At 64.6% G+C, this 23,280-nt stretch carries 21 protein-coding genes; 13 read left to right on the top strand and 8 right to left on the bottom strand.

The window, feature by feature from the left end:
* The first annotated feature begins 167 nt into the window (after positions 1-167).
* The 5 genes from B6V76_RS00660 (at position 168) to B6V76_RS00680 (ending at position 3,275) form a co-directional block, all read left to right on the top strand.
* Complete coding sequence (locus tag B6V76_RS00660; protein WP_088726410.1) at positions 168-563, top strand: MerR family transcriptional regulator; 396 nt, start codon at positions 168-170, stop codon at positions 561-563.
* 51 nt (positions 564-614) lie between these two features.
* Positions 615-956: a hypothetical protein gene (locus B6V76_RS00665; protein ID WP_088726411.1), complete on the top strand. Its 342-nt coding sequence runs from the start codon at positions 615-617 to the stop codon at positions 954-956.
* Between the two features lie 81 nt (positions 957-1,037).
* Positions 1,038-1,469, top strand: a complete 432-nt coding sequence (locus B6V76_RS00670) for a cytochrome c (RefSeq protein ID WP_088723389.1) — start codon at positions 1,038-1,040, stop codon at positions 1,467-1,469.
* Position 1,470: 1 nt separating this feature from the next.
* Positions 1,471-2,841 carry a multicopper oxidase family protein gene (locus tag B6V76_RS00675; RefSeq protein WP_088726412.1) on the top strand — a complete coding sequence of 457 codons (1,371 nt, stop codon included), beginning with the start codon at positions 1,471-1,473 and terminating at the stop codon, positions 2,839-2,841.
* Positions 2,841-3,275, top strand: coding sequence for a c-type cytochrome (locus tag B6V76_RS00680; protein WP_088726413.1), 435 nt, complete (start codon positions 2,841-2,843; stop codon positions 3,273-3,275). Before B6V76_RS00675 ends, B6V76_RS00680 begins: the two co-directional genes overlap by 1 nt.
* A 113-nt stretch (positions 3,276-3,388) precedes the next feature.
* Here B6V76_RS00680 and B6V76_RS00685 read toward each other — a convergent pair whose 3' ends face one another.
* Complete coding sequence (locus B6V76_RS00685; protein WP_088726414.1) at positions 3,389-4,765, bottom strand: dipeptidase; 1,377 nt, start codon at positions 4,763-4,765, stop codon at positions 3,389-3,391.
* A gap of 222 nt (positions 4,766-4,987) precedes the next feature.
* On the opposite strand from B6V76_RS00685, the gene hemA reads away from it, so the two are divergent.
* The 4 genes from hemA (at position 4,988) to B6V76_RS00705 (ending at position 9,648) form a co-directional block, all read left to right on the top strand.
* Positions 4,988-6,217, top strand: a complete 1,230-nt coding sequence (gene hemA / locus B6V76_RS00690) for a 5-aminolevulinate synthase (protein ID WP_075775087.1) — start codon at positions 4,988-4,990, stop codon at positions 6,215-6,217.
* Positions 6,218-6,325: 108 nt separating this feature from the next.
* The gene (locus tag B6V76_RS00695; protein ID WP_088726415.1) at positions 6,326-7,588 is read left to right on the top strand and encodes a helix-turn-helix domain-containing protein; all 1,263 of its coding nucleotides are present in this window, start codon (positions 6,326-6,328) and stop codon (positions 7,586-7,588) included.
* A gap of 84 nt (positions 7,589-7,672) precedes the next feature.
* Complete coding sequence (gene ispG, locus B6V76_RS00700) at positions 7,673-8,794, top strand: flavodoxin-dependent (E)-4-hydroxy-3-methylbut-2-enyl-diphosphate synthase (protein WP_075775085.1); 1,122 nt, start codon at positions 7,673-7,675, stop codon at positions 8,792-8,794.
* A 155-nt stretch (positions 8,795-8,949) separates the two neighbouring features.
* Positions 8,950-9,648 (top strand): DUF1236 domain-containing protein, encoded by a 699-nt coding sequence (locus tag B6V76_RS00705; RefSeq protein ID WP_088726416.1) that lies wholly within the window; start codon positions 8,950-8,952, stop codon positions 9,646-9,648.
* Between the two features lie 259 nt (positions 9,649-9,907).
* On the opposite strand, the gene B6V76_RS00710 is transcribed toward B6V76_RS00705, so the two are convergent.
* On the bottom strand, positions 9,908-10,678 hold the full coding sequence (locus tag B6V76_RS00710; RefSeq protein WP_088718428.1) for a DsbA family protein: 771 nt from the start codon (positions 10,676-10,678) through the stop codon (positions 9,908-9,910).
* A gap of 168 nt (positions 10,679-10,846) precedes the next feature.
* Here B6V76_RS00710 and B6V76_RS00715 point away from each other — a divergent pair, with 168 nt between their 5' ends.
* From B6V76_RS00715 to B6V76_RS00725, 3 genes are all read left to right on the top strand, one after another.
* A complete protein-coding gene (locus tag B6V76_RS00715; RefSeq protein ID WP_088726417.1) occupies positions 10,847-11,986 on the top strand; it encodes an aminotransferase class I/II-fold pyridoxal phosphate-dependent enzyme in 1,140 nt (379 codons plus the stop codon).
* Between the two features lie 251 nt (positions 11,987-12,237).
* On the top strand, positions 12,238-13,452 hold the full coding sequence (locus B6V76_RS00720; protein WP_088726418.1) for an N-acetylmuramoyl-L-alanine amidase: 1,215 nt from the start codon (positions 12,238-12,240) through the stop codon (positions 13,450-13,452).
* 167 nt (positions 13,453-13,619) lie between these two features.
* The gene (locus B6V76_RS00725; RefSeq protein WP_088726419.1) at positions 13,620-16,187 is read left to right on the top strand and encodes a PBP1A family penicillin-binding protein; all 2,568 of its coding nucleotides are present in this window, start codon (positions 13,620-13,622) and stop codon (positions 16,185-16,187) included.
* 163 nt (positions 16,188-16,350) lie between these two features.
* On the opposite strand, the gene B6V76_RS00730 is transcribed toward B6V76_RS00725, so the two are convergent.
* The 3 genes from B6V76_RS00730 to pyrC form a co-directional block, all read right to left on the bottom strand.
* Positions 16,351-17,850: a replicative DNA helicase gene (locus tag B6V76_RS00730; protein ID WP_075775079.1), complete on the bottom strand. Its 1,500-nt coding sequence runs from the start codon at positions 17,848-17,850 to the stop codon at positions 16,351-16,353.
* A gap of 235 nt (positions 17,851-18,085) precedes the next feature.
* Positions 18,086-18,763, bottom strand: a complete 678-nt coding sequence (locus tag B6V76_RS00735) for an orotate phosphoribosyltransferase (RefSeq protein ID WP_075775149.1) — start codon at positions 18,761-18,763, stop codon at positions 18,086-18,088.
* A 109-nt stretch (positions 18,764-18,872) separates the two neighbouring features.
* Positions 18,873-19,913: a dihydroorotase gene (pyrC, locus tag B6V76_RS00740; RefSeq protein WP_088726420.1), complete on the bottom strand. Its 1,041-nt coding sequence runs from the start codon at positions 19,911-19,913 to the stop codon at positions 18,873-18,875.
* 174 nt (positions 19,914-20,087) lie between these two features.
* On the opposite strand from pyrC, the gene B6V76_RS00745 reads away from it, so the two are divergent.
* Positions 20,088-20,300, top strand: coding sequence for a DUF1127 domain-containing protein (locus B6V76_RS00745; protein ID WP_075775077.1), 213 nt, complete (start codon positions 20,088-20,090; stop codon positions 20,298-20,300).
* A gap of 95 nt (positions 20,301-20,395) precedes the next feature.
* Here the strand turns inward: B6V76_RS00745 and B6V76_RS00750 are convergent, their stop codons facing one another.
* The 3 genes from B6V76_RS00750 to B6V76_RS00760 form a co-directional block, all read right to left on the bottom strand.
* Complete coding sequence (locus B6V76_RS00750) at positions 20,396-21,334, bottom strand: phosphoadenosine phosphosulfate reductase (RefSeq protein WP_240497662.1); 939 nt, start codon at positions 21,332-21,334, stop codon at positions 20,396-20,398.
* A gap of 175 nt (positions 21,335-21,509) precedes the next feature.
* Positions 21,510-22,553 (bottom strand): glycosyltransferase family 2 protein, encoded by a 1,044-nt coding sequence (locus tag B6V76_RS00755; protein WP_088726421.1) that lies wholly within the window; start codon positions 22,551-22,553, stop codon positions 21,510-21,512.
* Positions 22,554-22,597: 44 nt separating this feature from the next.
* Positions 22,598-23,263 (bottom strand): SDR family oxidoreductase, encoded by a 666-nt coding sequence (locus tag B6V76_RS00760; protein ID WP_088726422.1) that lies wholly within the window; start codon positions 23,261-23,263, stop codon positions 22,598-22,600.
* Between the last annotated feature and the right edge of the window lie 17 nt (positions 23,264-23,280).

Raw genomic sequence — 23,280 nt, forward strand, 5'->3', positions numbered from 1 at the left:
CTTCGCCCCATCAGATAGGGCTTCCAGTAGCTGGAGGGTCAAGAGCCTGATTGATCTTTCCACGCCAACCTTCGATCGCGTGGCGCCGTTCCCGTATTTCTCACGCGAGCGTGACTTTTGCCTCCAGCCGCTGGAAGGTTTATATGTGTCGCAGGAGGCACGCGCTCATGAATATCGGAACCGCCGCGACGCAGGCCGGGCTGCCGGTCAAAACAATCCGCTATTACGAGGATATCGGCCTGATTTCGCCGGATCGGCGGGCCAATGGCTACCGGGATTTCTCGGAAAGCTGCGTGGAGCAGCTGCGGCTTCTGGCGCAGGCGCGTCACCTTGGGTTCTCGCTCGAGGAATGTCGCCGCCTTCTTGCGCTGAGCGCCGATGCGGGACGGGCCAGCCGCGATGTGCGCGCGCTGGCGCAGGAAAACCTCGAAGCGGTGCGCGAGAAGATCGCGTCGCTCGCTGCGTTGGAGTCCCGGCTCGAACATTTGATCGCGCAATGCCACGGCGACGATGCGCCCGATTGCGCGATCCTCGACGACCTGATGGGACTGCGCGGGAATTGACAGCCGCGTCAGAGCCCATCAGATAGAGGGCAGGGAGAAGCCGGGAGAGCCATGCGCAAAGCGCTGCATATCGTGATGATCGCACTGGTCTGCTTGATCGGTCTGTCGCAGTTGGGCGCGCCCGCTGCCGCGATGACACATGCACGCGCGATGGACGCGGTGGACACGGTCGCCATGAGCGACTGTTCGGCCTGTCCCGACACCCATCACGATGCGGGACCGATGCAGGACCAGTCCTGTCCCCATGCCCAGATGATGGTCTCTGCCGGGCTCGATCATGCGCCGGAATTCTCTCTGAGCCGCGCCGACCTGTCGATGACGCTCCGTCCTGCGGAGACGCCCGCACCCTTGGCGCATGAGCCGCAACTCGATCTTCCTCCGCCCCGTATCTGATCGATCACACCGTCGCTGGCCCCCGAGGGGGCTCGTCTGTCGCGTCCGTGCAAAGGACGCATGATCGAACAGGATACCCTGATGAAACGCTACATACTTTCTGCCGTTGTCGTCGCGGCCCTCGCTGCGGGCGGCTGGCTCGTTCTGCAGCCCGACACCGCGACCGAGGCGGAGGCTGCGCCCGCACGGGGCGAACCGCTTGTCTCTGTCTCCCTGCCGAACACGCTCTCCGAGCAGGCCCAGATGGGCAAGCGCGCATTTGATGCGACATGCGCCGCCTGTCATGGCGCGAATGCCACGGGCAAGATGGGCTTCGGCCCGCCCCTCGTGCACAAGATCTACGAACCCTCCCATCACGGCGACATGGCCTTTCAGGCCGCCGTTCAGACCGGGGTACGGGCGCATCATTGGCGCTTCGGCAACATGCCCCCGCAAGAGGGCCTGACCCGCGGCGATGTCGCGAATATCGTCGCTTACGTACGCGAATTGCAGCGCGCGAACGGGATCGAGTGAGATGCGGAACTTCCAACTGACCCGCCGTGCCGTACTCGCCGGGATGGGTGCGTCTGCGCTGACCGCGCGTGCAGGAGGGGCGGCCACCGCCCCGACGCTGCTCACCGCACAGGTGGCCAAGGCCCAGATCGCCCCCGAGGGCTATCCGCAGACCGAGGTCTGGTCCTATGACGGCACGCTGCCGGGGCCGGAGCTTCGGGTGGCCCAAGGCGTGCGGCTGCAACGCCGCTTCGTCAACAAGCTCGCCGTGCCAAGCTCGGTGCATTGGCACGGCATCCGCATAGACAACGCGATGGATGGCGTGGCCGGGCTTACGCAGGACGCGGTGCCGCCCGGCCAGACCTTCGACTATGATTTCCGTGTGCCGGACGCGGGCACCTATTGGTATCACGCGCATACCAAGTCGATGGAGCAGGTCGCGCGGGGTCTCTCCGGTGCGCTGATCGTCGAGGAGCCGGAGGCGCCGGATGTCGATCGCGACGAGGTGCTGTTGCTCGACGATTGGCTGCTCGACCCCGATACTGCGCAGCTGGAGCCGGATTTCACCCATCCGATGGACCTCAGCCACGGCGGGCGTTTCGGCAATCTCGTGGGCACCAACGGGCATTACGCCCTGACCCTGACGGCGAAGCGCCATGAACGGCTACGCCTGCGGCTGATCAATGCCGCCAATGCGCGGATTTTCGTGCTGCGCCTGACCGGGCTTTCGGGCTGGCAGGTGGCGCTCGACGGGATGCCGCTGCCCGCGCCGGAGGCTATTCCCGAGGAACTGGTGCTCGCGCCTGCGCAGCGCGTGGACCTGATCGTAGACGTGACCAGCGATGGCGCCGAGGCCGCGATCGAGCGGCTCGGCAATGATCAGCAATGGCAGCGTCAGGTCGGCTTCGCGATCTCGGGCGAGGCCAGCCGAACGCGGCGCGATCCGCCTGCGGCCCTGCCGCCCAATCCGAACATGGACCCGCCCGATCTGACACAGGCCCGTCCGCTGGAGATGAAGATCGAGGGCGGCGCGATGGGCCGAATGTCACGCAACCGGATGCAGGCCCTGATGCAAAGCGGCAATTTCTGGACGCTGGCCGGTCAGGCCGGAATCGGCGATACGCCATTCGCGAAGCTGTCGCAGGGCGAACCGGTGCGGCTGCGCTTCGTCAACGATACCGCTTTCCCGCATGCGATGCACCTGCACGGAATGCATTTCCGCGAGCTGCGCGAGGATGGAAGCCTCGGCCCGATGCGCGACACGGTGCTGACGATCCCGGGGCGCAGCCACGAGATCGCCTTCACCGCCGACAACCCCGGCAAGTGGCTTTTGCACTGTCACATGCTGGCCCATGCGGCGGCGGGGATGACATCCTGGATCGAGGTGGCGTGATGGGGCGGATATTCCTTCTCAGCCTCGCGATCACAGGGGGCGTTGCCCTGTCTCCGGCGGGCGCCAGCTCGCTTGAAGGGCGCGATATCGCACGGGGCAAGCAGCTTTACGCGACCCATTGCGCGAGCTGTCATGGCGCCGATCTTGAGGGGCAGCCGGACTGGAGCGAGGCGGGGCCCGATGGGGTTCTGCCGGCGCCGCCGCATGATGCCACCGGCCACACTTGGCACCACGAGACCGCCTTGCTGTTCGATTACGTCAAGCAGGGTGGGGCGGTAGCTTTGGCCGCGCGTGGGGTCGCCGATTTCCCGAGTGGGATGCCGGGTTTCGGCGGAACGCTGAGCGATGCGGAAATCCTCGACATCCTCGGCTTCATCCGCTCGACATGGCCCGAGCGGATGCAGGCGGTGCAGGCGGCGCGGGACGGGCAGTAGAGGCCGCCTCCGGCGCGATCCGGGAGTTGAAACGGTTCCGGCCATTCGCGAGAGGCGAATGGCCGGTGACTGAAGCGCGGCTGTGCGAGGGCCGCGAAGCCCTCGCCGCAGGCTTATTTCGCAATCCGGTCGAGAATCCGCGCCCAGGAGCGGATCCCCTTGTGGAAGCTTTTGACGTCGTATTTCTCGTTCGGCGAGTGGATCGCGTCGTCGTCATTGGCGAACCCGACGAGCATCGCATCCATGCCGAGGATCGACTTGAAGTAATAGCCGATCGGGATCGAGCCGCCCATGCCGACGATCACCGCCTCGCGGTTCCATTCGTCGCTCAGTGCCTGGCGCGCGGCTTCGAATTCCGGGCGCGAGGTGTCCATGACGGAGGCCGGCGCGCCATCGAGATCGTTGTCCCAGGTGATGCGCGCATCGACGGGCAGGCGGTCCTCGACATGTTTACGCAGAACCTTGCGCACATGGGCGGGGTCCATGTCGCCCACCAGGCGGCAGGTGATCTTGCAATGCGCCTCGGCCGGAATCACGGTCTTCGAGCCCGCGCCCTGATAACCGCCCCAGAGACCGTTGATCTCCAGCGTCGGACGTGCCCATTGCTGCTCCAGCGTCGTGTAACCCTCTTCGCCGTGCGGCACCGTCATCCCGGCGTGGTGAAGGTATTCCTCCTCGTCGAAGCCGCAGGTCTTCCAGGCCTCGAGCTGCTCCTGAGGCACTTCATGAACGCCTTCGTAGAAGCCCTCGACGGCTACGCGGCCCTTGTCGTCATGGAAGCTCGCGATCAGCTTGGAAATCTCGCGCAGCGGGTTCAGCGCGGGGCCGCCGTAATGGCCCGAATGCAGGTCGATGCGCGGACCGTGCAGGGTGAATTCGTCCTTCAGCATCCCGCGCAGGCTGCCCGCAATCGAGGGCACGCCGGGGGAGACCATCGAGGTGTCGCAGATCAGCGCCAGATCGCAGGTCAGTTCCTCGCGGTTGTTCTCGAGGAAGGGCACCAGCGAGGGAGAGCCCGATTCTTCCTCGCCTTCAAGAAAGATCACGAGATTGCCAGGCAATTCGCCGTTCACGGCCTTGTAGGCGCGGCAGGTCTCGATGAAGGTCATCAGCTGACCCTTGTCGTCGGAGGCCCCGCGGCCACGGATGACGCGGCCGTTCTCGGTGTCCTCGATGCGCGGCTCGAAGGGGGGCGTGTCCCACAGCTCCAGCGGGTCCACCGGCTGCACGTCGTAGTGGCCATAGAACAGCAGGCGCGGGCCGTCGCCCTTGGAATGCGCGACCACCATCGGATGGCCCGTGGTCGGGCGCAGCTCCGCGTCGAAGCCAAGCGATTTCAACTCCTTGACGAGCCATTCCGCGGCTTCGTGGGTCTCTTCGCGATAGGCCGGATCGGTCGAGATCGAGCGGATTTTCAGCAACTCGAACAGCCGCTCCATCGCGGCGTCCAGACCATTGTCGATTTCGGTGAGAACCTCGTTCAGTGCCATGCAGGCCTCCTTTATTTTTGCCACAGCCTAGGGCCGCGCGCGAGACTGTCCAGAGGGGGTGACGCAAGGGTGCGACAAATTGCGAAAAGTGAATGTTTGCTTTTCATGACTATCTGCGACATTTTTACGCTTCAGGGAGAGGAATTTGACATTTATCAATGTCGCGCTTTGTGGAGCCCTCTAGGGCAGACCCAGCGAACAGTCATGCAAGGGAAGCATAAGATGGATTACGACCGCGCACTCGATCAGGCGATTGACAAGCTGCACGAGGAAGGCCGCTATCGCGTCTTCATCGACATCGAGCGCGAGAAGGGCAATTTCCCCCATGCCGTCTGGACCAAGCCGGACGGATCGAAGCAGGACATCACCATCTGGTGCGGCAACGACTACCTGGGCATGGGCCAGCATCCGGCTGTGCTGGCGGCGATGCACGAGGCGCTGGACGCCACCGGCGCAGGCTCGGGCGGGACGCGCAACATTTCCGGCACCACGGTCTATCACAAGCGGCTGGAGCATGAGATCGCCGATCTGCACGGCAAGGAGGCCGCGCTGGTCTTCTCCTCGGCCTATATCGCTAATGACGCGACGCTGAGCACGCTGCCCAAGCTGTTCCCCGGCCTGATCATTTATTCGGACGAGCTGAACCACGCCTCGATGATCGAAGGCATCCGCCGCAACGGTGGCGCCAAGCGTATCTTCCGCCACAATGACGTCGCCCATCTGCGCGAACTGATGGCCGCCGACGATCCCGCCGCGCCGAAGCTGATCGCTTTCGAGTCGGTCTATTCGATGGATGGCGATTTCGGCCCGATCTCGGACATCTGCGACCTCGCCGAGGAATTCGGCGCGCTGACCTATCTCGACGAGGTGCACGCGGTCGGCATGTATGGCCCGCGCGGGGCCGGTATCGCCGAGAAGCTGGGCGAGATGGACCGGATCGACATCTTCAACGGCACGCTGGGTAAAGCTTTCGGTGTGTTCGGCGGCTATATCGCGGCGTCGGCCAAGATGGTGGACGCGGTGCGCTCCTATGCGCCGGGCTTCATCTTCACCACTTCGATCCCGCCGGCGGTCGCGGCTGGTGCTGCCGCGTCGATCGCTTTCCTGAAAGGCGAGGGCGGTCAGGAGCTGCGCGACAAGCAGCAGCTGCACGCGAAGATTCTCAAGATGCGCCTGAAGGGCATGGGGATGCCGATCATCGACCACGGCTCGCATATCGTGCCCGTGATCATCGGAGATCCCAAGCATACCAAGGCCTTGTCGGACATGCTGCTCGACGAGTTCGGCGTCTATGTCCAGCCGATCAACTTCCCGACCGTCCCGCGCGGGACCGAACGTCTGCGCTTCACGCCCTCGCCGGTGCACGACACCGGTATGATTGACGCTCTGGTCAAGGGCATGGATGCGCTTTGGGCGCGCTGTGAGCTAAATCGCGCCGAAGCGAGCGCCTGAGCGACATAGGCGCGTGCGCGGCTCGCTTGCTTGTGATAAGCCTTTGTTAATCGAAGGGGCTATTGGCTCCGAATCGACGCAGGCGGGAAAACGGCAGGGACAGGCAGCATGATCGGGCGAAGGGCTAAACCTTCGACGGAGGACGAAGTCAAACCCAAAGGGTTTGACGATTTCGAACTTCGTCTTGGCGATGTGATGCGCGGCGAACGGGCGACGCTCGCCAAATCTCTTCTTGATGTTCAGCGCGAACTCCGGATCAAGGCAGCCTATATCGCGGCCATTGAAGCCTGCGATGTGGAAGCTTTCGACACGCCCTCCTTCATCGCGGGCTATGTGCGCTCCTATGCACGTTACCTCGGTCTCGACCCGGAATGGTCGTTCCAGCGCTTCTGCAACGAGGCTGGCTATTCGCCCGCCCACGGCATGTCGGAGGCCGCCTCCGGCCCCAAGCCGCAGCGCGACCCGAAGGACATGGCCGAGGCGCTCGCCAATCCCGCTTTCATTCCCCGCAAGGAATCGATCTGGAGCAAGATCGAACCGCGCGCGGTCGGTGCGCTTTTCGTGCTGGCGCTGATCGGTGGCGGGATCGGCTATGGCGGCTGGACCGTGCTGCAGGAAGTGCAGCGCGTGCAGCTGACCCCGGTGGATCAGGCGCCCGGCGTGATGGCCGATCTCGACCCGCTCGACTCGGTCAAGGACGGGCCGGAGATGGCGCAGGCCGATGACACGCTGCCCGAGGTCAACCAGCCCGAGCGCTCCGCACGCATCTACCGCCCGGCCGCGCTCGACGCGCCGGTGCTGGTCTCGCGTGACGGGCCGATCGCCTCGATCGACCCCAATGCGACCGGCGCGCTGGCCGGGCAGGGGGTGGGCGCAGCCGCTCCGGGCCTGACGCCCAATCTGATCGGTCTGGCGCAGAACAACGATGCGCCCAAAGGCACGCAGCTCGCCTCCGCGGCGGGCCCCGAGAACAACATCCAATCCGCCGTCGCCAAGGCGCTCGAAGCCGATCAGCCCGACGTCGTCGTGCTGGCCGTGCGCCCCTCCTGGGTGCGGATCAAATCCGCCGATGGCGCGACGCTGTTCGAGAAGGTCATGGATGCGGGCGAACGCTACGTGCTGCCCAAGCTCGAAGAGCCGCCGACGATGCGCACGGGTGAATCCGGCGCGATCTATTTCGCGGTCAACGGCGTGACGCATGGCCCGGTCGGCAAGCGCGGCCAGGTCACCAAGAACATCAAGCTGTCTTCGGCCGCGCTCGACGAGACCTATCCGGTCGCCAATCTCTCGCAGGACAAGGACCTCGCGAAGATGATCGCCGTGGCCGATGCGGGCGATGCCGCGAAGCAGGCCGCAACCGACCAGCAATAATCCGCAGATCACGATCCGCCCCGGCCCGTTGCACCGCAGCGGGCCTTGGCGTATCAGGAGCCGAGGTCTCGAAGGAGCGTTTGCATGTCTCTCAACCCGGTCCGCCCGTGGCGCAATATCTATCGCCGCAAGTCCCGTCAGATCATGGTCGGCAATGTCCCAGTCGGGGGCGATGCGCCGATCTCGGTGCAGACGATGACCAATACCGACAGCTCGGACGTGCGCGCGACGCTCGATCAGGTGATCCGCGCGGCCGATGTCGGCGCGGATATCGTGCGTGTCTCGACCCCGGATGAATCGAGCACCCGCGCCCTGCGCGAGATTTGCCGCGAGAGCCCGGTGCCGATCGTTGCCGACATCCATTTCCACTACAAACGCGCGATCGAAGCGGCGGAGGCGGGGGCGGCCTGCCTGCGCATCAATCCCGGCAATATCGGTGATGAGAAGCGCGTGGCCGAGGTCGTGCGCGCCGCCAAGGATCACGGCTGTTCGATCCGGATCGGCGTGAATGCGGGCTCTCTCGAGAGGCACCTGCTGGAGAAATACGGCGAGCCGTGCCCCGAGGCGATGGTCGAGAGCGCTATGGACCATATCCGCATTCTCGAGGATCACGATTTCCGCGAATACAAGATTTCGGTGAAGGCGTCGGACGTGTTCCTCGCCGCCGCAGCCTACCAGGGCATCGCCGAGGCCACCGACGCGCCGATCCACCTTGGCATCACCGAGGCGGGCGGCCTGACCTCCGGCACGGTGAAATCCGCGATCGGGCTGGGCAACCTGCTGTGGATGGGCATTGGCGACACGCTGCGCGTCTCGCTCTCGGCCGATCCGGTCGAAGAGGTGAAGGTCGGTTTCGAGATCCTGAAATCGCTCGGGCTTCGCACCCGCGGCGTGCAGATCATCTCCTGCCCGTCCTGCGCGCGGCAAGGGTTCGACGTGATCGCGACCGTCGCAGAGCTCGAGCAACGGCTCGAACACATCAAGACGCCGATCTCGCTGTCGATCATCGGCTGCGTCGTGAATGGTCCCGGCGAAGCGCTGATGACCGATATCGGCTTTACCGGCGGCGGGGCCGGATCGGGCATGGTTTACATGGCCGGCAAGCAGGATCACAAGCAGTCCAACGCGGACATGATCGACCATATCGTTGAATTGGTTGAGAAAAAATCGGCAGAGATCGAAGCCGAGAAAGCTGCCGCCGAGTAAGCGGAAAAGCGCCTCCGGCCTCCTGAATTCGCCCCACCTCACGCTGGCGTGATGAGGTGGGCGCGGAACGATTTGGCCCCCTCCACATTTCCCTCTCCACAAACGGAGAGAGGCCGTCGCTGATGACGGTCAGGGTAATAACGGAGGTAAGTCCAATGACCCGCAAACTCGCTACTATTCTCGCTGCTGCTGCCAGCACCACGATGATCGCCGGCACCGCTTTTGCTGAAACCAGCCCGCCGCTTATGGCGACGGCGCAGGGCGACGTGACGATCCATGCCGGGGTCGAAGCCTCGTCGAAAACCGTTGCGACCGTGATGGCCGGCTCGACCATTCCGGTCGAAGGCTGCCTGCCCGACGGCACGATCTGCCAGGTTACCTATGACGGCATGAACGGCTATGCCCCTGCCAGCCAGCTGGGTGTGATGGTCGACGGCCAGATGGCGCTTCTGTCGACGAACCCGCAATCGGTGACGGTGAACCAGATTCAGGTCCCGGGCGATAACGCCAACAAGGACGCTCAGGGTGCCGCGGCGCTGACCGGTGCTGCCGCGGGTGGTGCAGCCGGCGCGGCCGTGGGCGGTCCCGTGGGGGCCGTGGTCGGCGCGCTCGTCGGTGCCGCAGGTGTCGGCGCTGCCGCCAAGCCCGAACCCACCACGATCACCTGGGTCGAGAAGCACCCTGTCGCACCGGTCTATCTGAAAGGCGAGGTTGCGACCGGCAAGGTCGTCCCGGACGTGGTGACGCTGACGCCGGTGCCCGACAGCACCTATGCCTACGGCAACATCAACGACCGCACGGTCTTCGTGAATCCCGACAATCGCGCGATCGTCTACGTCGTCCCGGCCTCGTAAGGCCCCGAGACGGAATGCGACATGAGAGCCGGCGCGTCATCGCGCCGGTTCTTTTATGGGGGGGGCATTTTTACCTTGCTGGCGCTGGTGCGCCGCCGCGATGCGCGATCCACCGAGGACCGTCTAACGCGAAAAAGCTTTGGAGAGTCACGGTAAACGACAGGAAAACGCCGCCCGGATCGTGATCGAATCGGGCGGCGCTGACAATCTCGAAAAATTAACCTGAAGAAGGCTTTGCACGGCGTTCTTCAGGTGCGGATCACTCGGATTGGCGCTCTTCGGCGACCATTTTCGCCATCGCGGCTTCGGGGGCATAGCCGCGCAGCATTTGGCCGCCGATCACGAAAGCCGGGGTGCCCGAAATCGCCATGCGCTGTGCCAGCTGGTAGTTCTGGCGCAGAACCTCGGTGACCGAGTCGTCGTTCATCTGCTTCAGGATCGGCTGCGGATCGAGACCCTGATCCTTCGCGATCTGGCTCAGGCTCTCGACGGTCAGGTCGCCCCGCGCGGTCATCAGCGTGTCGTGCATCTTCGCATAGGCGTCGTCGCCGTTGATCTGCTTCGTCGCCACCGCGAAGCGCGCCGCCAGTTCGGATTGCTGGCCGAGGATCGGGAATTCCTTGACGATGAAGCGGATATTGCCGTCCTTCGAGATCAGGTCCGAGACCTCGCTATAGGCTTTCTTGCAGTAGGTGCATTTGTAATCCATGAACTCGACCATGGTAATGTCACCGTCGGGATTGCCGCCGACCCAGCTGTGACCGTCCTCGAAGATGTCCTTCGCATTGGTCTGGATGAGCTTCTTGTCATTGTCGGCCTGCTGGGCCTGTTGCTTGGCCTCCAGCTCGTTGATCGCCTCGACCAGAACCTGCGGGTTCGCCATCAGATATTCGCGCACGGCGTCGCCGAATGCGGATTTCTGGCTGTCGGACATATTGGCGAAGTCGAAATCCTGGGCGGCTGCCGGGGTGAGCGGGGCGGCCGTGGCGAGCGCGGCGAAGGCGGTCGCGGCCAGAAGCGTGCGGAGCATGGGCATTTCCTTTGGATCGGGTCCTGTTGGTTCGCAAGCAAACTGACCGCTCGGACGCGCGGGATCAAGTGGGCGTTATCGCGCAGGGCGAAATGCGGGCGCATTGACGCTCGGGCGGCTTCGGCCTAACCCCTTGGGCGAAATCTCAAGCGGCAAGGAGTTGGCAGGATGCGGCAGTCGAAACGCGGGCAGGTGGAACCGTTCATCGCGATGGATGTGCTGCGCATGGCAGCCGAGGCGGAGGCTGCGGGCCGCGACATCGTGCACATGGAAGTGGGCCAGCCGGGCACCTCCGCACCCAAAGCCGCCAAGCGCCGTCTGGCCGAGGCGCTGGAGAGCCAGCCGATGGGCTACACCGTTGCGCTGGGGCTGCCCTATCTGCGCGAGGGGATCGCGAAGCTCTACAAGCGTTGGTACGACATCGATCTGGATCCCGCGCGCGTGGTCATCACTTCGGGATCTTCCGGGGCGTTCCAGCTGGCTTTCACGGCGCTGTTCGACGTCGGCGACAAGGTGGGTCTGGGCGAGCCGGGCTATCCGAGCTACCGCCAGATCCTCAAGGCGCTCTCGATCGAGCCGGTGGGCATTCCGACCGAGGCGCAAAACCGCTACCAGCCGACGCCCGAGGAAATCCCGGACGATCTGGCCGGGCTGATCGTGGCCTCGCCGGGCAACCCGTCAGGCACGATGCTGGGCAAGCCGGAGCTGCAGGCGCTGATCGAGCATTGTCAGGCCCGCGACATCGCTTTCATCTCGGACGAGATCTATCACGGGCTGCATTATGAGGGCCGTGCGGTCTCGGCGCTGGAGATCAGCGACGACGTCTTCGTGATCAATTCCTTCTCGAAATATTTCTCGATGACGGGCTGGCGCGTGGGCTGGATGGTGGTGCCGGAAAGCCATCTGCGCACCGTGGAGCGTCTCGCGCAGCACATGTTCATCTGCGCCCCTCATGCGAGTCAGGTTGCAGCCTTGGGCGCGCTCGAGAGCCTCGACGAGATGGCCGAGAATGTCGCGCGCTACGGGCAGAGCCGGCAGATGCTGCTCGAAGAGCTGCCGAAGATGGGCTTCACCCGGATCGCGCCGCCCGACGGGGCGTTCTACCTCTATGCCGATGTGTCGGAGCTGACCGAGGATAGCGCCGCTTTCGCCGCGGAAATCCTCGAGAGCGTCGGGGTGGCGGTCACGCCGGGGATGGATTTCGACCCCCATCGCGGCGCCCAGACCATCCGCTTCTCCTACGCGCAAAGCCCCGAGCGGGTGGCGGAGGGGATCAAACGGCTGCGGAGCTTCATGGAGAACCGCTGAGGTTGCGATGAGGGGTGCGCCCGACCCTTGGGTGGGCGCGTCGTATCGTGGGTGGCCGGGCGCTTTATCCCGCAGGCCCGCAAGTTGGTCGTGCTCGAGGTGACATCGCCATTGCGCCCTGCCATTGGGGAGGGTCGGGCGCGGCCCGGGCTGGTCGCCCCTGCCAAGGGCGGCCCCATTCGCCCTTTGCTCCGCGCGAACCCGATCGCTATAGTGCCCGCAAAACGAAAGCGCATAAAAACGGGGCGCGTATGATCGGGCGGTTCATTCTTCTTCTCGCGATGTCTCTCGCGCTGGTTCTGCCTGCGCGGGCTCAGGATCTGTCGGCCTTGGCGCAATACGCACCCGCGCGCAGCCAGATCGCGCAAAGCGGCGACAAGCTCGCGATCACGCTCGGGATCAGCCAGCCGGTGCCGTATCGCGCCTTTCTGCTGGCCGATCCCTACCGGCTGGTCATCGACTTCCGCGAGTTGAATTTCGGGGCCAACCCACCTGAAAATCTGCTGAAAGGCAGCGATGCGATCAAAGGTCTGCGCTGGGGCAAGTTCCGGCCCGGCTGGTCGCGGATGGTGGCCGAGCTGGCCCATCCGATGCGCCTCGTGAGCTCCGAAGAGCGCACCAAGGGCGACCCGCAAATCGCGCTGACTCTAAAGAAAGTGCCCGCTGCCAAGTTCACCCCGCGCAAGGGGGCAGCCGATTCCGCGCTCTGGGACTTGCCGCAGCCCGCGCCGACACCCGCGCCGCACCGCCGTCAGGATGGGACGCGGCCGCTGAAGGTCGTGCTCGATCCCGGCCATGGTGGCATCGATCCGGGTGCGGAGGATGGCGGCGCGCATGAGGCCGATATCGTGCTCGGCTTCGCGCGTCAGCTGCGCGACGCGATGCGCCGCGCGGGGATGCAGGTGGTCATGACGCGCGATCAGGACGTGTTCGTGCCGCTCGAGACCCGCGTGACGGTCGCGCGTGCGGCGGGGGCGGATATCTTCATCTCGCTCCATGCCGATTCCATCGCCGAGGGGCGGGCGACGGGCTCCACGATCTACCGGCTCGACGATCACGCCGAAACCGAGGCCACGCGCAAGCTGGTCCAGCGCCACGACCGCGACGATATCCTTGCAGGTGTCGATCTGAACGGGCAGGGCGATGCGATCACCCATATCCTCGTAGATCTGGCGCGGCGTGACACGCAGCCGCGCTCGGTCCGGCTGTCGCAGGTGCTGGCGGGCGCGATCAAGGGAGCGGGGCTGCATATGCACAAACGCCCGGTGCAGGGCGCGAATTTCTCGGTGCTGAAATCGCCCGATATTCCGTCCGTCCTCGTGGAGCTGGGTTTCCTGTCGTCGCCTGCCGATCGGGCGCGGCTCAAAGACCCCGACTGGCGCGCCCGGATGGCTGCGGCGATCACCAAGGGTGTCGAGACCTGGGCGCAGGCCGATGCCGCCGAGGCGAAGCTTTTGCGCCAGTAATCGCGTGTTTTTCCAGGTCTGACGCGCGGTCATCCGCCCATTCGGCGAGATTATGACCACGCGGCGTCTTCTCGGAAGCGTGAGCGCACATTACTTTGACCGTCACGAAGGCGCGATGTATAGGCTGGCGCGATGGGGTAAACTGCCCCGAGGCAAGGGGTGTATCTGTGATCCGTTTCATTCTCGGCTCGATCGGCGGCGTGTTTTCCTGGGTTGTGACCGGGCTGTTCTTTGCGGCGCTCACCATCGGGGCGATCTTCTGGATCTATTCGCGCGATCTGCCGAGCTACGACCAGCTTGCGCAATACCGCCCCAAGACCATCTCGCGCATCTATAACGGCGACGGCCGCCTGATTGACGAATTCGCCGAGCAGCGCCGCCTCTTCGTGCCGATCCGCGACATTCCCGACCGGGTGAAGGGCGCGTTCGTCTCGGCGGAGGACAAGAATTTCTACATCCACCCCGGTTTCGACCCGCGCGGGATCGCCGCGGCGATGTTCACCGCCGTGAAATCGGGCGGGCGCGACGTGCGCGGGGCCTCGACGATCACCCAACAGGTGACGAAGAACCTGCTTCTGTCCTCGGACCGCTCGGTGGAGCGCAAGATCAAGGAACTGATCCTGTCCTCGCGCATCGAACATGTGCTGAGCAAGGACCGTATCCTCGAGCTCTATCTCAACGAGATTTATCTCGGCCAAAACTCCTACGGGGTCGCTGCCGCGGCGCAGACCTATTTCAACAAGCCGCTCGCCGATCTGACGGTGAGCGAGGCCGCCTATCTCGCGGCGCTGCCGAAGAAGCCCGCCGATCTGCATCCCGTGCGCGACTACAAAACCGCCGTGGATCGCCGCAACTATGTGCTGCGCCGGATGTACGAGGATGGCCGCATCGACAAGGCGACGATGGAAGCGGAGCAGAACAAGCCGCTGAAATCCGTGCAGAACGGCGATTACGCCCCGTTCCGCGCGCAGCTTCCGCCGCGCGACTATTTCACCGACGAAATCCGCCGCCAGCTGTCGAAAAGCTTTGGCGAAGAGGAATTCTTCGGCGGTGGCCTGACCATCCGCGCGACCGTGAACCCCGATCTTCAGTCCCATGCGACGAAGGCGCTGCAGCACGCGCTGGAGAAATATGACCGCGAGCAGGGCGTCTGGCGCGGCACCGGCGCGAAGATCGCCGAGGACAAGCTGAAGAAAGAAGCCGATTGGCGCGCCGCGCTCGACGATGTCTCGACCGCGAAGGCGCCGCGCGACATCGAGGGATGGCACCCGGCCGTGGTGCTGGGCTTCGAGGGCGGCTCGGCCCGGATCGGCATCGAGGGTATCGAGGAAGACAAAGACGGCCACTGGATTCCGCCGGAAGACGTGACCTGGGCGCGCAAGCTGAAAGAGGACGGCAAGCTCGGCCCGCGCGCGAAGCAGGCGCAGGACCTTTTGGAGACCGGCGACGTGGTCGAGGTCCGTGCGATGACGAGCGATAGCGACGGCTCCTTCATCCGCTGGACGCTGCGCCAGGTGCCGAAGGTCGAAGGCGCCTTCATGGCGATGGACGTGAATACCGGCCGCGTGTTGGCGATGCAGGGCGGCTTCTCCTATCAGGCTTCGGTCTATAACCGCGCGACGCAGGCGATGCGCCAGCCGGGCTCGAACTTCAAACCCTTCGTCTACGCGGCGGCGCTTGATTCCGGCTTCTCGCCCGAGACGATCGTGGTCGACGCGCCGATCGAGGTGAACACGCCGCAGGGCATGTGGCGCCCGAAGAACGCCTCGAACAAGTATTACGGCCCGACGCCGATGCGCACCGGTCTCGAGCATTCGCGCAACCTGATGACGATCCGGATCGCGCAGGAAATCGGCATGGACACGGTCGCCGCCTATGCGGAGAAATTCGGCGTCTACGACCATATGCGCCGCTTCCTCGCCAACGCGCTCGGCGCGCAGGAAACCACGATGTTCCGCCTGATCTCGGCCTACGCGATGTTCGCCAATGGCGGCGAGCGGGTGGAGCCGACGCTGGTCGACCGCGTGCAGGACCGCTACGGCCGCACGATCTACCGTCACGACCAGCGCAGCTGCGACAATTGCGACGATCCGAACCTGCCCGAGGGGCAGGGCCCGAAGATCGTCAGCCACCGCGACCAGATCATCGACCCGATCACCGCCTACCAGATGATCTCCTTGATGGAGGGCGTGGTGAAGCGCGGCTCCGGCTACGGCGTCGACCTGCCGGTTCCGATCGCGGGCAAGACCGGCACCACGAATGACGCGAAAGACGTCTGGTTCACCGGCTTCAGCTCGAACATCGTGGCTTCGTGCTACATGGGCTACGACAACCCGCGCTCGCTGGGCCGTCACGCTTATGGCGGTACACTCTGCGTCCCGGTCTTCAACGAGTTCATGCGCGAGGCGATCAAGGAATTCGGCGGCTCGAAGTTCAAGGTTCCGCCGGGTGGCACCTGGGCCAAGTTCAACCGCTATACCGGCGAGCGTCTGTCCGACTCCGCCACCGGCGAATTCGTCCAAGCCGAATATCTGCGCCCCGGTCAGGACATGTCGGGCCTCGGCTCGCTGGTCGTCGATGGCGGCTTCGCGATGGGCTCCAACCTGCCTCTGTTCGCGCAGGGCGAGCGTGACGACGCGGGCTCCACCACGGTCACCACCTCGACGGGTCAGCAGAAGGTCATTCCGAAGAAGAAGGCCGATTTCGGCTCGCTCTCGGCAGGCGGCCTCTACTGAGCGCACCACGCGTCAAAATCCGACCGACAGTAAAAGGGGGGCGCTCGCCCCCCTTTCTCGTTTCTGCTCGATTATTCCTATCTCGGAGGTCGTCCTTCGGGCTTGCGCAAATATCCCGGGGGAGGCCCGCAAGGGACGGGGGCAGAGCCCCCCGCTACCCCGATCAGAACCCTTCGCTGCCGTCGCCCTGCCAAGGCTTGGCGAGATCCGAGAAGCGCGTGAACTGGCTCTCGAAGGCCAATTCCACCGTGCCGATCGGCCCGTGACGTTGCTTGCCGAGGATCACCTCGGCCTTGCCGTGTACGCGCTCGGCCTTCTGCATCCATTCGGCGAATTTCGGGTCGTCTTCCGGTGGCTTGAGGCGTTCGTGATAATATTCGTCGCGATAGACGAACATCACCACGTCGGCATCCTGTTCGATCGAGCCGGATTCCCGAAGGTCGGAAAGCTGCGGGCGCTTGTCCTCGCGGCTTTCCACCGTCCGCGACAGCTGCGACAGCGCGACCACGGGGATGTTCAATTCCTTTGCGATGGCCTTCAGACCCATCGAGATCTCGCCGATCTCCTGCACACGGTTATCGCCCCGGCCCGAGCCGCGCAGCAGCTGCAGGTAGTCGACGATCACCACGTCGAGCCCGTGCGTCCGCTTCAGCCGGCGGCAGCGCGCGGCGACCTGACCGATCGGCAGGGCGGGCGTGTCGTCGATATAGAGCGGGCATTTCTCCAGCGCTTTCGCGGCCTCGACGAAGCGGCGGAATTCGCTCTCCGTCATGTCGCCGCGCCGGATGCGCTCGGAGGGCACTTCGGAGGCTTCGGACAAGATACGCGCGGCCAGCTGTTCCGCGCTCATCTCGAGCGAGAAGAACCCGACAACGCCGCCTTCGATTGCGCCCTCGACCCCGTCGTGGCGCATGCCCTTCTTGTAGGCCTTGGCGATGTTGAAGGCGATGTTGGTCGCAAGCGAGGTTTTCCCCATCGAGGGACGCCCCGCGAGGATCAGCAAATCCGAAGGGTGGAAGCCACCGAGCTTCTTGTCGAGATCGCGTAGCCCCGTCGAGACGCCCGCCAGACCGCCATCGCGCTGATAGGCGGCATTGGCCGATTGCACGGCCTCGGTCACAGCCGACAGGAACGAGGTCCAGCCCTTCTGCGCCTGACCCTCTTCGGCCAAGGTGTAGAGCCGCTGTTCGGCCGCCGCGATCTGCTCTTTCGGATCGTCGTCGATCTGCGGTTTGCCCGCGCGCGACGAGATGTCCTGACCCAGTTCGATCAGCCCGCGCCGCACCGCCATCTCGTAGATCATCAGCGCGTAGTCGCGCGCCGCATAGGCCGAGATTGCCGCCCCCGCCAGACGCGCCAGATAGGCTGGCCCGCCCAGTTCCTGAAGGCCCGCATCGTCCTCGAGATAGGCTTTCAGCGTCACCGGCGAGGCGAGCGCGTTCTTCTGGATCTTCGCCGCCGCCACCTCGTAGATTCGCTGGTGGACCGGCTCGTAGAAATGCTCCGGTTTGATGACGGAGGCGATCCGGTCGAAGATGTCGTTATTCGTGAGGATCGCACCCAGAAGCTGCTGTTCGGCTTCGATATTATGGGGCAGCGCGGTGCCCTCTGCGGGCAAATTTCCGGGCTGCCCCTCATCGGGGCGTTGTGCCTGATCGTTCATGTTCCTGCCTCGGTGTCCCCGTCCCTCAGGCGGTCTTTTAACCGCAGTCGGGGGGAATAGGAATCTGGATAAGATTGGGGAAAACCCCGCTGTTTCAGCGGAGTCTCCGGAATTTATAGTGTGCGGTCGCGACCGAACCTACCACATTTCGCGAGAGGGCGCGATTAGCGAGAGTCGCGGGCGAAAATGCTCCCCAGAGCATCCACAGCTTCATCCACAGAAATCTCGGGCCGTTTCAGCCCTTGCGCGCGTCCTGCCACGGGCGCGGATCGCTCAGGAAGGCTTCGACCTCGTCGAGCGTCTCTTTCGAGAAGCTGCCCTGTTCGCGCGCCTCGGCCAGAACGTCCCACCAGGTACACAGGTGATGCAGCTCGACGCCATGCTCGCGCAGGTTCGGGACCGTCTCGGGGAAGATTCCGTAATAGAAGATCACCGCGGTATGGCCGCAGGTCGCGCCGGTGTCGCGGATCGCATCGACGAAGCTCAACTTCGAGCCGCCATCGGTCGTCAGATCCTCGACCAAGAGCACGCGCTGGCCCTCGGTCATCGCGCCTTCGATGCGCGCGTTGCGCCCGTAGCCCTTCGGCTTCTTGCGCACATAGGTCATCGGCAGCGCCAGACGCTCCGCCACCATCGCGGCGAAGGGGATGCCCGCCGTCTCGCCGCCCGCGATATTGTCGAACGCCTCGAAGCCGGCTTCGCGCATCACCGTCACGGCGAGGAAATCCATCAGCGTCGAGCGGATACGCGGGAAGGAGATCAGCTTGCGGCAATCGATATAGGTCGGCGAGGGCAGGCCGGAGGCGAGCGTGAAGGGCTCGTCGGCGTTGAAATGCACCGCTTCGATTTCCAGAAGCATCCGCGCGGTCAGGCGGGCGATTTCTTCTTTGCTGGGGAAGGAGCTGGGGATCATCATCTCGTCCTTATCAAGACTGGCTTCGGCTTGGTCTAAATATCCCCCGCGGAGCGTCCGCCGGCGGGCCTGGGAGCCTCCGGCGGGGATATTTGCGCCAAGGCGAAGATCAGCGTTTTACATGCCAATGGACCGGGAAACCCGGATCGAAGAGGGTGACGGGGCCCGCGCCGGTCTCGATCTTGGCGGGCCAGTTGTTGGGCTGGTCGGTCTTCTCGAGCGTGAGCGTCGCCTCGTTGACCGGAAGCCGGTAGAAGGCGGGGCCGTTGCGCGAGGCGAAGGCCTCCAGTTTATCGAGAGCGCCCTCGGCCTCGAACACATGCGCCAGAAGCGGCATCGTGTTGGTCGCGGTGAAACAGCCCGCGCAGCCGCAGCCGCTTTCCTTGGCCGCGTCGACATGCGGCGCAGAGTCGGTGCCGAGGAAGAAATGCGGATTGCCCGAGGTCGCGGCGGCGACAAGCGCCAGCCGATGCGTCTCGCGCTTGGCGACCGGCAGGCAGTAGTAATGCGGCTTGATCCCGCCCACGAGGATATGGTTGCGGTTGATGATCAGGTGATGCGTGGTGATCGTTCCGCCCATGTCCTCGCTCTGCGAGGAGACGTAATCGACGCCGTCCTTGGTGGTGATATGCTCCATCACCACGCGCAAACCGGGCGTCGCGCGCCGGATCGGGTCGAGCACGGTTTCGATGAACACGGCTTCGCGGTCGAAGATGTCGACTTCGGGGCGGGTCACTTCGCCATGGACGCAAAGCGGCAGGCCAATCTCGGCCATCTTCTCCAGCACGCCGCGCACCTTGTCGAAATCGCGCACACCGGAATCGGAGTTCGTCGTGGCGCCCGCCGGATAAAGCTTCACCGCCTTGACCAGTCCGGAGGCTGCGGCTCTGGCCACGTCTTCCGCGTCGGTCTTCTCGGTCAGGTAGAGCGTCATCAGCGGCTCGAAATCGCTCCCTTCCGGCAGCGCCTTCAGGATGCGCTCGCGATAGGCGGCGGCATCGTCCCCGCGCACCACCGGCGGCACGAGGTTCGGCATGATGATCGCGCGGGCGAAATCGCGGGCGGTTTCGGGGGCGACACCTTCCAGCATCGCGCCATCGCGCAGATGCAGGTGCCAGTCATCGGGGCGGGGCAGGGTGATCGAGTTCATGGGAAAAGTCCTTAGCCCGAGGTCGCGCGCGAATCCAGAGGGTGCGCGCATGCCGCGCTGCAGCATATGCATGGCGGGGATGCGCAGATGGCGGTAGTAGAGGCAGCGAGGCTGACCTAAGTTCATCGCCAAGGGAGGAAACGAACCTGTACGCTAAACCCTCAGGAGGTTTCCATGGCATTCGTTACCACCGCCCATGGCGGACAATCGATCTTCGCTCGTATGGGCCAAGCAATCGCACAAGGCCTCGTCGCCTACATGGAGCGCCAGTCGCGCCAAGACCAAATCCGCGCGCTCGACGCGAAAAGCGACGCTGAGCTTGCCGATATGGGTCTGACCCGTGACGGCATCGTGCGCCACGTGTTCCGCGACCGTTTCTACATCTGAACCCGGTCCGGGGCGCCGAAGCGCCACGTATTGAAAAAGGGCGTGCCCCCGTCGGGGCGCGCCCTTTTTACATGTCTGCAATACTGTTCGGGGTTTCAGGCGGCGCCCGCGCGTTGCAACGGCTCGGGCAACTCGATCCCTTCTTCGGCGAGCTTCTGTGCGAGCGCTTCGTAGCGATTGCGGAATTTCGGGCGGTTCTGGCTCGTCCCGACCGCGCGGCACATGATCGCCTCCAGTACCGGACGGCGCGCCCTCCGCAGGTGGTCGAGCAGGCGGAAGACATAGCGTCTCGACAGCCGCCGCGCGCGGAAGAAAGTCCAGAACAGCGACGGGGTCAGCTTGCCAGCGCCAGCGGCGATCAGTACCTCGTCGAGAATATCCATGTCGAGCAGCGCCGTCGCCGGGTCCGGGCCGATATGCCGGCAGGGCATCAAGGATACGCAAGGCCGCGCGAACAGTGCTGCGTGCATCGCGTCGAGTCGCTCGAACGGGTCATAGAATATGAACGCCTGCGCTACGCCGTCGAGCATCTCGGGCGCGAAGCCGTAGCGATCGGTGAAGGACATGCGGCGGGTCTGCGGGAAACGGTCGTCCCAGCCCGCGAGCGTCGGATCGAGCGTCGCCTGCGGGGCGAGCGCGACCACCGTGGCGCCGGGCGCCGCGACCGAGAAAGCCGCCGCCGCGTAGCCGCCGGGGCCCGCACCGTAGAAGACCACCCGGTCGAAATCTTCGAAGAAGGCCTCGTCGACGAGTCGGTCGAAATAGGCATAGACCGCCGAATCCCGGAACCAGCTTTCGTCCGAAGCGATCACGCTGAGCGCGGACCAGCCTTCGTCGCGGGCGATCTTGTAGCCGAAGGGCAGGGCCTCGTCGGCATCGGCCTCGATCTGGGCTCGGGTCTCGAAGCTGACGATCAGGACGGGCGAGTCGTCATGGAACAGCACCTCGTGATCGGCGCCGAGCGGCTCGTAATAGCCGGTCTCGTCCGCGATCTCTTCCAGCCGTGCGCGCCACTCCGTGTCTGCCTTGCTCACCTTCGCCTCTTTCAGCTTTCGTGCGCATCTCGCGGGTTGCGGATGCGGGCGGGACACCGCCAATTCTGCTCTCCCAACGTATCACCGCAAGAAAGGGGCACAAATAGGAGCCAAGCGAGGAATCTGCCGCCACATTTCTTAACAGGCGACAATTGGCCCATTTTCGGATGTTTGTTTACGGGTTTTCGGTCGCGGCCGCTTTTGCAAGGCGCACCATGAGCTTAGCGGCTTGAGGCGAGAGCGGGCGGCTCGGCGGGCACAGGAGAAGCCGGCCGAAAAGCCCGCGGTAGGCTTCTTCGCGCAAAAGCGTGCGGGCCCGCTCCTTGCGCCACAGAACTGCCGCATTGTGCAGGCGGGTCAGCTCGGGATCGGCGCTCAGCTCTGTAAGAGCGTCCTGCGTGCCCGCATCGTGGCGACGAATCGAATCGTCCTCCACCTCCGAGAAATTGCGCTCCACCCAGTAGGACATGTCGAAGTCGCCGGCCCGCCGGTTCGACCGGCCCCGGTCGCATTTCACGAGGTAGCCTTCCATCGACCCCAGCGGGTAATGGTTGAGCTGCACGAGGTCGTAGGGCGCGCTGCCGGGCGGGGTGAACAGCTTCTGGCGCTGATAGTGCGGCGGCAGTTTGCGGCCCGATCCGTCGACCCAGAGCGTGCCTGCCAGCTTGTCGTCCTGTGGCGCACGGGGGCGGTGGACGCCGAGCTTGGCATAGGCGCCGGTATTGGCGAACAGCGTCTTGAACATCGAGGCGCGCCACGGCCAGAGCATGTCCGGCGGCGCGCAGCGGGGGAATTGCTGCGTGACGGGGCGATCCTCGAAGCCGACCACGCCGCAATTGCCGAAGAGTCGCCATGTCATCGCGAAAGCGGTCGCCTGCGGGACGGCCTCGATCAGCGCGTCCAGCGTGCCTTCGCCGGTCTTTATGGTGACGAATTCGTCAACGTCGATCACCGCGATCCAGTCGGCCTGCGCCACCAGCGGATGGGCATCGGCCTGTTTGAGCGCGGCCCATTGGGGGCCTTCCTTCCACGGGCCGGGATTGGGCACATGGGTCAGCCAGCCGATCTCCTGCAGCCGATCCAGCATCGCATCGGTGCCGTCGTCGCAATCGTTGGAAAAGACAAGGAAATCCGTGAAGCCGATGGCGCGGTGATGGGCCAGCCATTCCAGCAGAAACGGGCCTTCATTCTTGACGGATGTGATCGCGAGCGCACGCATTGCGCCACTCTAGAGGGGCCGCGCGCGCTCGCAAGTGGTTGGGATCACACGGTGACGCGGCGCGGCAGGGCTGCCACGCTTGCAGCGATCTCTTCGTTGCCGTCGGTCAGCTCGAGGATTTCACGGCTCACCTCGGGGGTGTCGATCAGGGCCGCGAGCACCGCCGCGACATGGCCGCGCGCGACCGAGCCGTAATTCAGCGCATGGGCCAGCGCCACGCGCCCGTCGCCATCCTCATCCATCAAGGTGCCGGGGCGCAGGATGACATAGTCGACCCCGCTCGCCACCACGGCGGCATCGGCGGTTTTCTTCGCCAGCATGTAATGCTCGAAGCCCGGCTTGATCTCCTTGCCGCGCCCGGCATCGGGGAAGACCGAGACGAGGTAGAGCCGCGGCACGCTCATCCGGTTCATCGCGGCGATCACGTCGAGCGGCGCGTCGCCGTCGATCCGGGTGGTGCGTTCGAGCCCGGAGCCTGCAGCCCCCGCCGAGAAGACGACCGCGTCTTGTCCCTCGAACATCGGTTCGAAATCGCCCGCGGTGAGTTCCATCAGATCGCCTTGGACGGGCGTCGCGCCCATCGCGCGCAGGCTGTCGGCCTGCTCGGGTTTGCGGTGCAGCGCCGTAACCTCGTGGCCTGCGTCGATCAGAAGCGGGACCAGCCGATGCCCGACGCCGCCTGTCGCGCCGATGACGAAAATGCGTGCCATGTTTGGTATCCTTTCCT

The sequence above is a fragment of the Thioclava sp. IC9 genome, from assembly GCF_002213225.1.
Classification (GTDB): Bacteria; Pseudomonadota; Alphaproteobacteria; order Rhodobacterales; family Rhodobacteraceae; genus Thioclava; species Thioclava nitratireducens.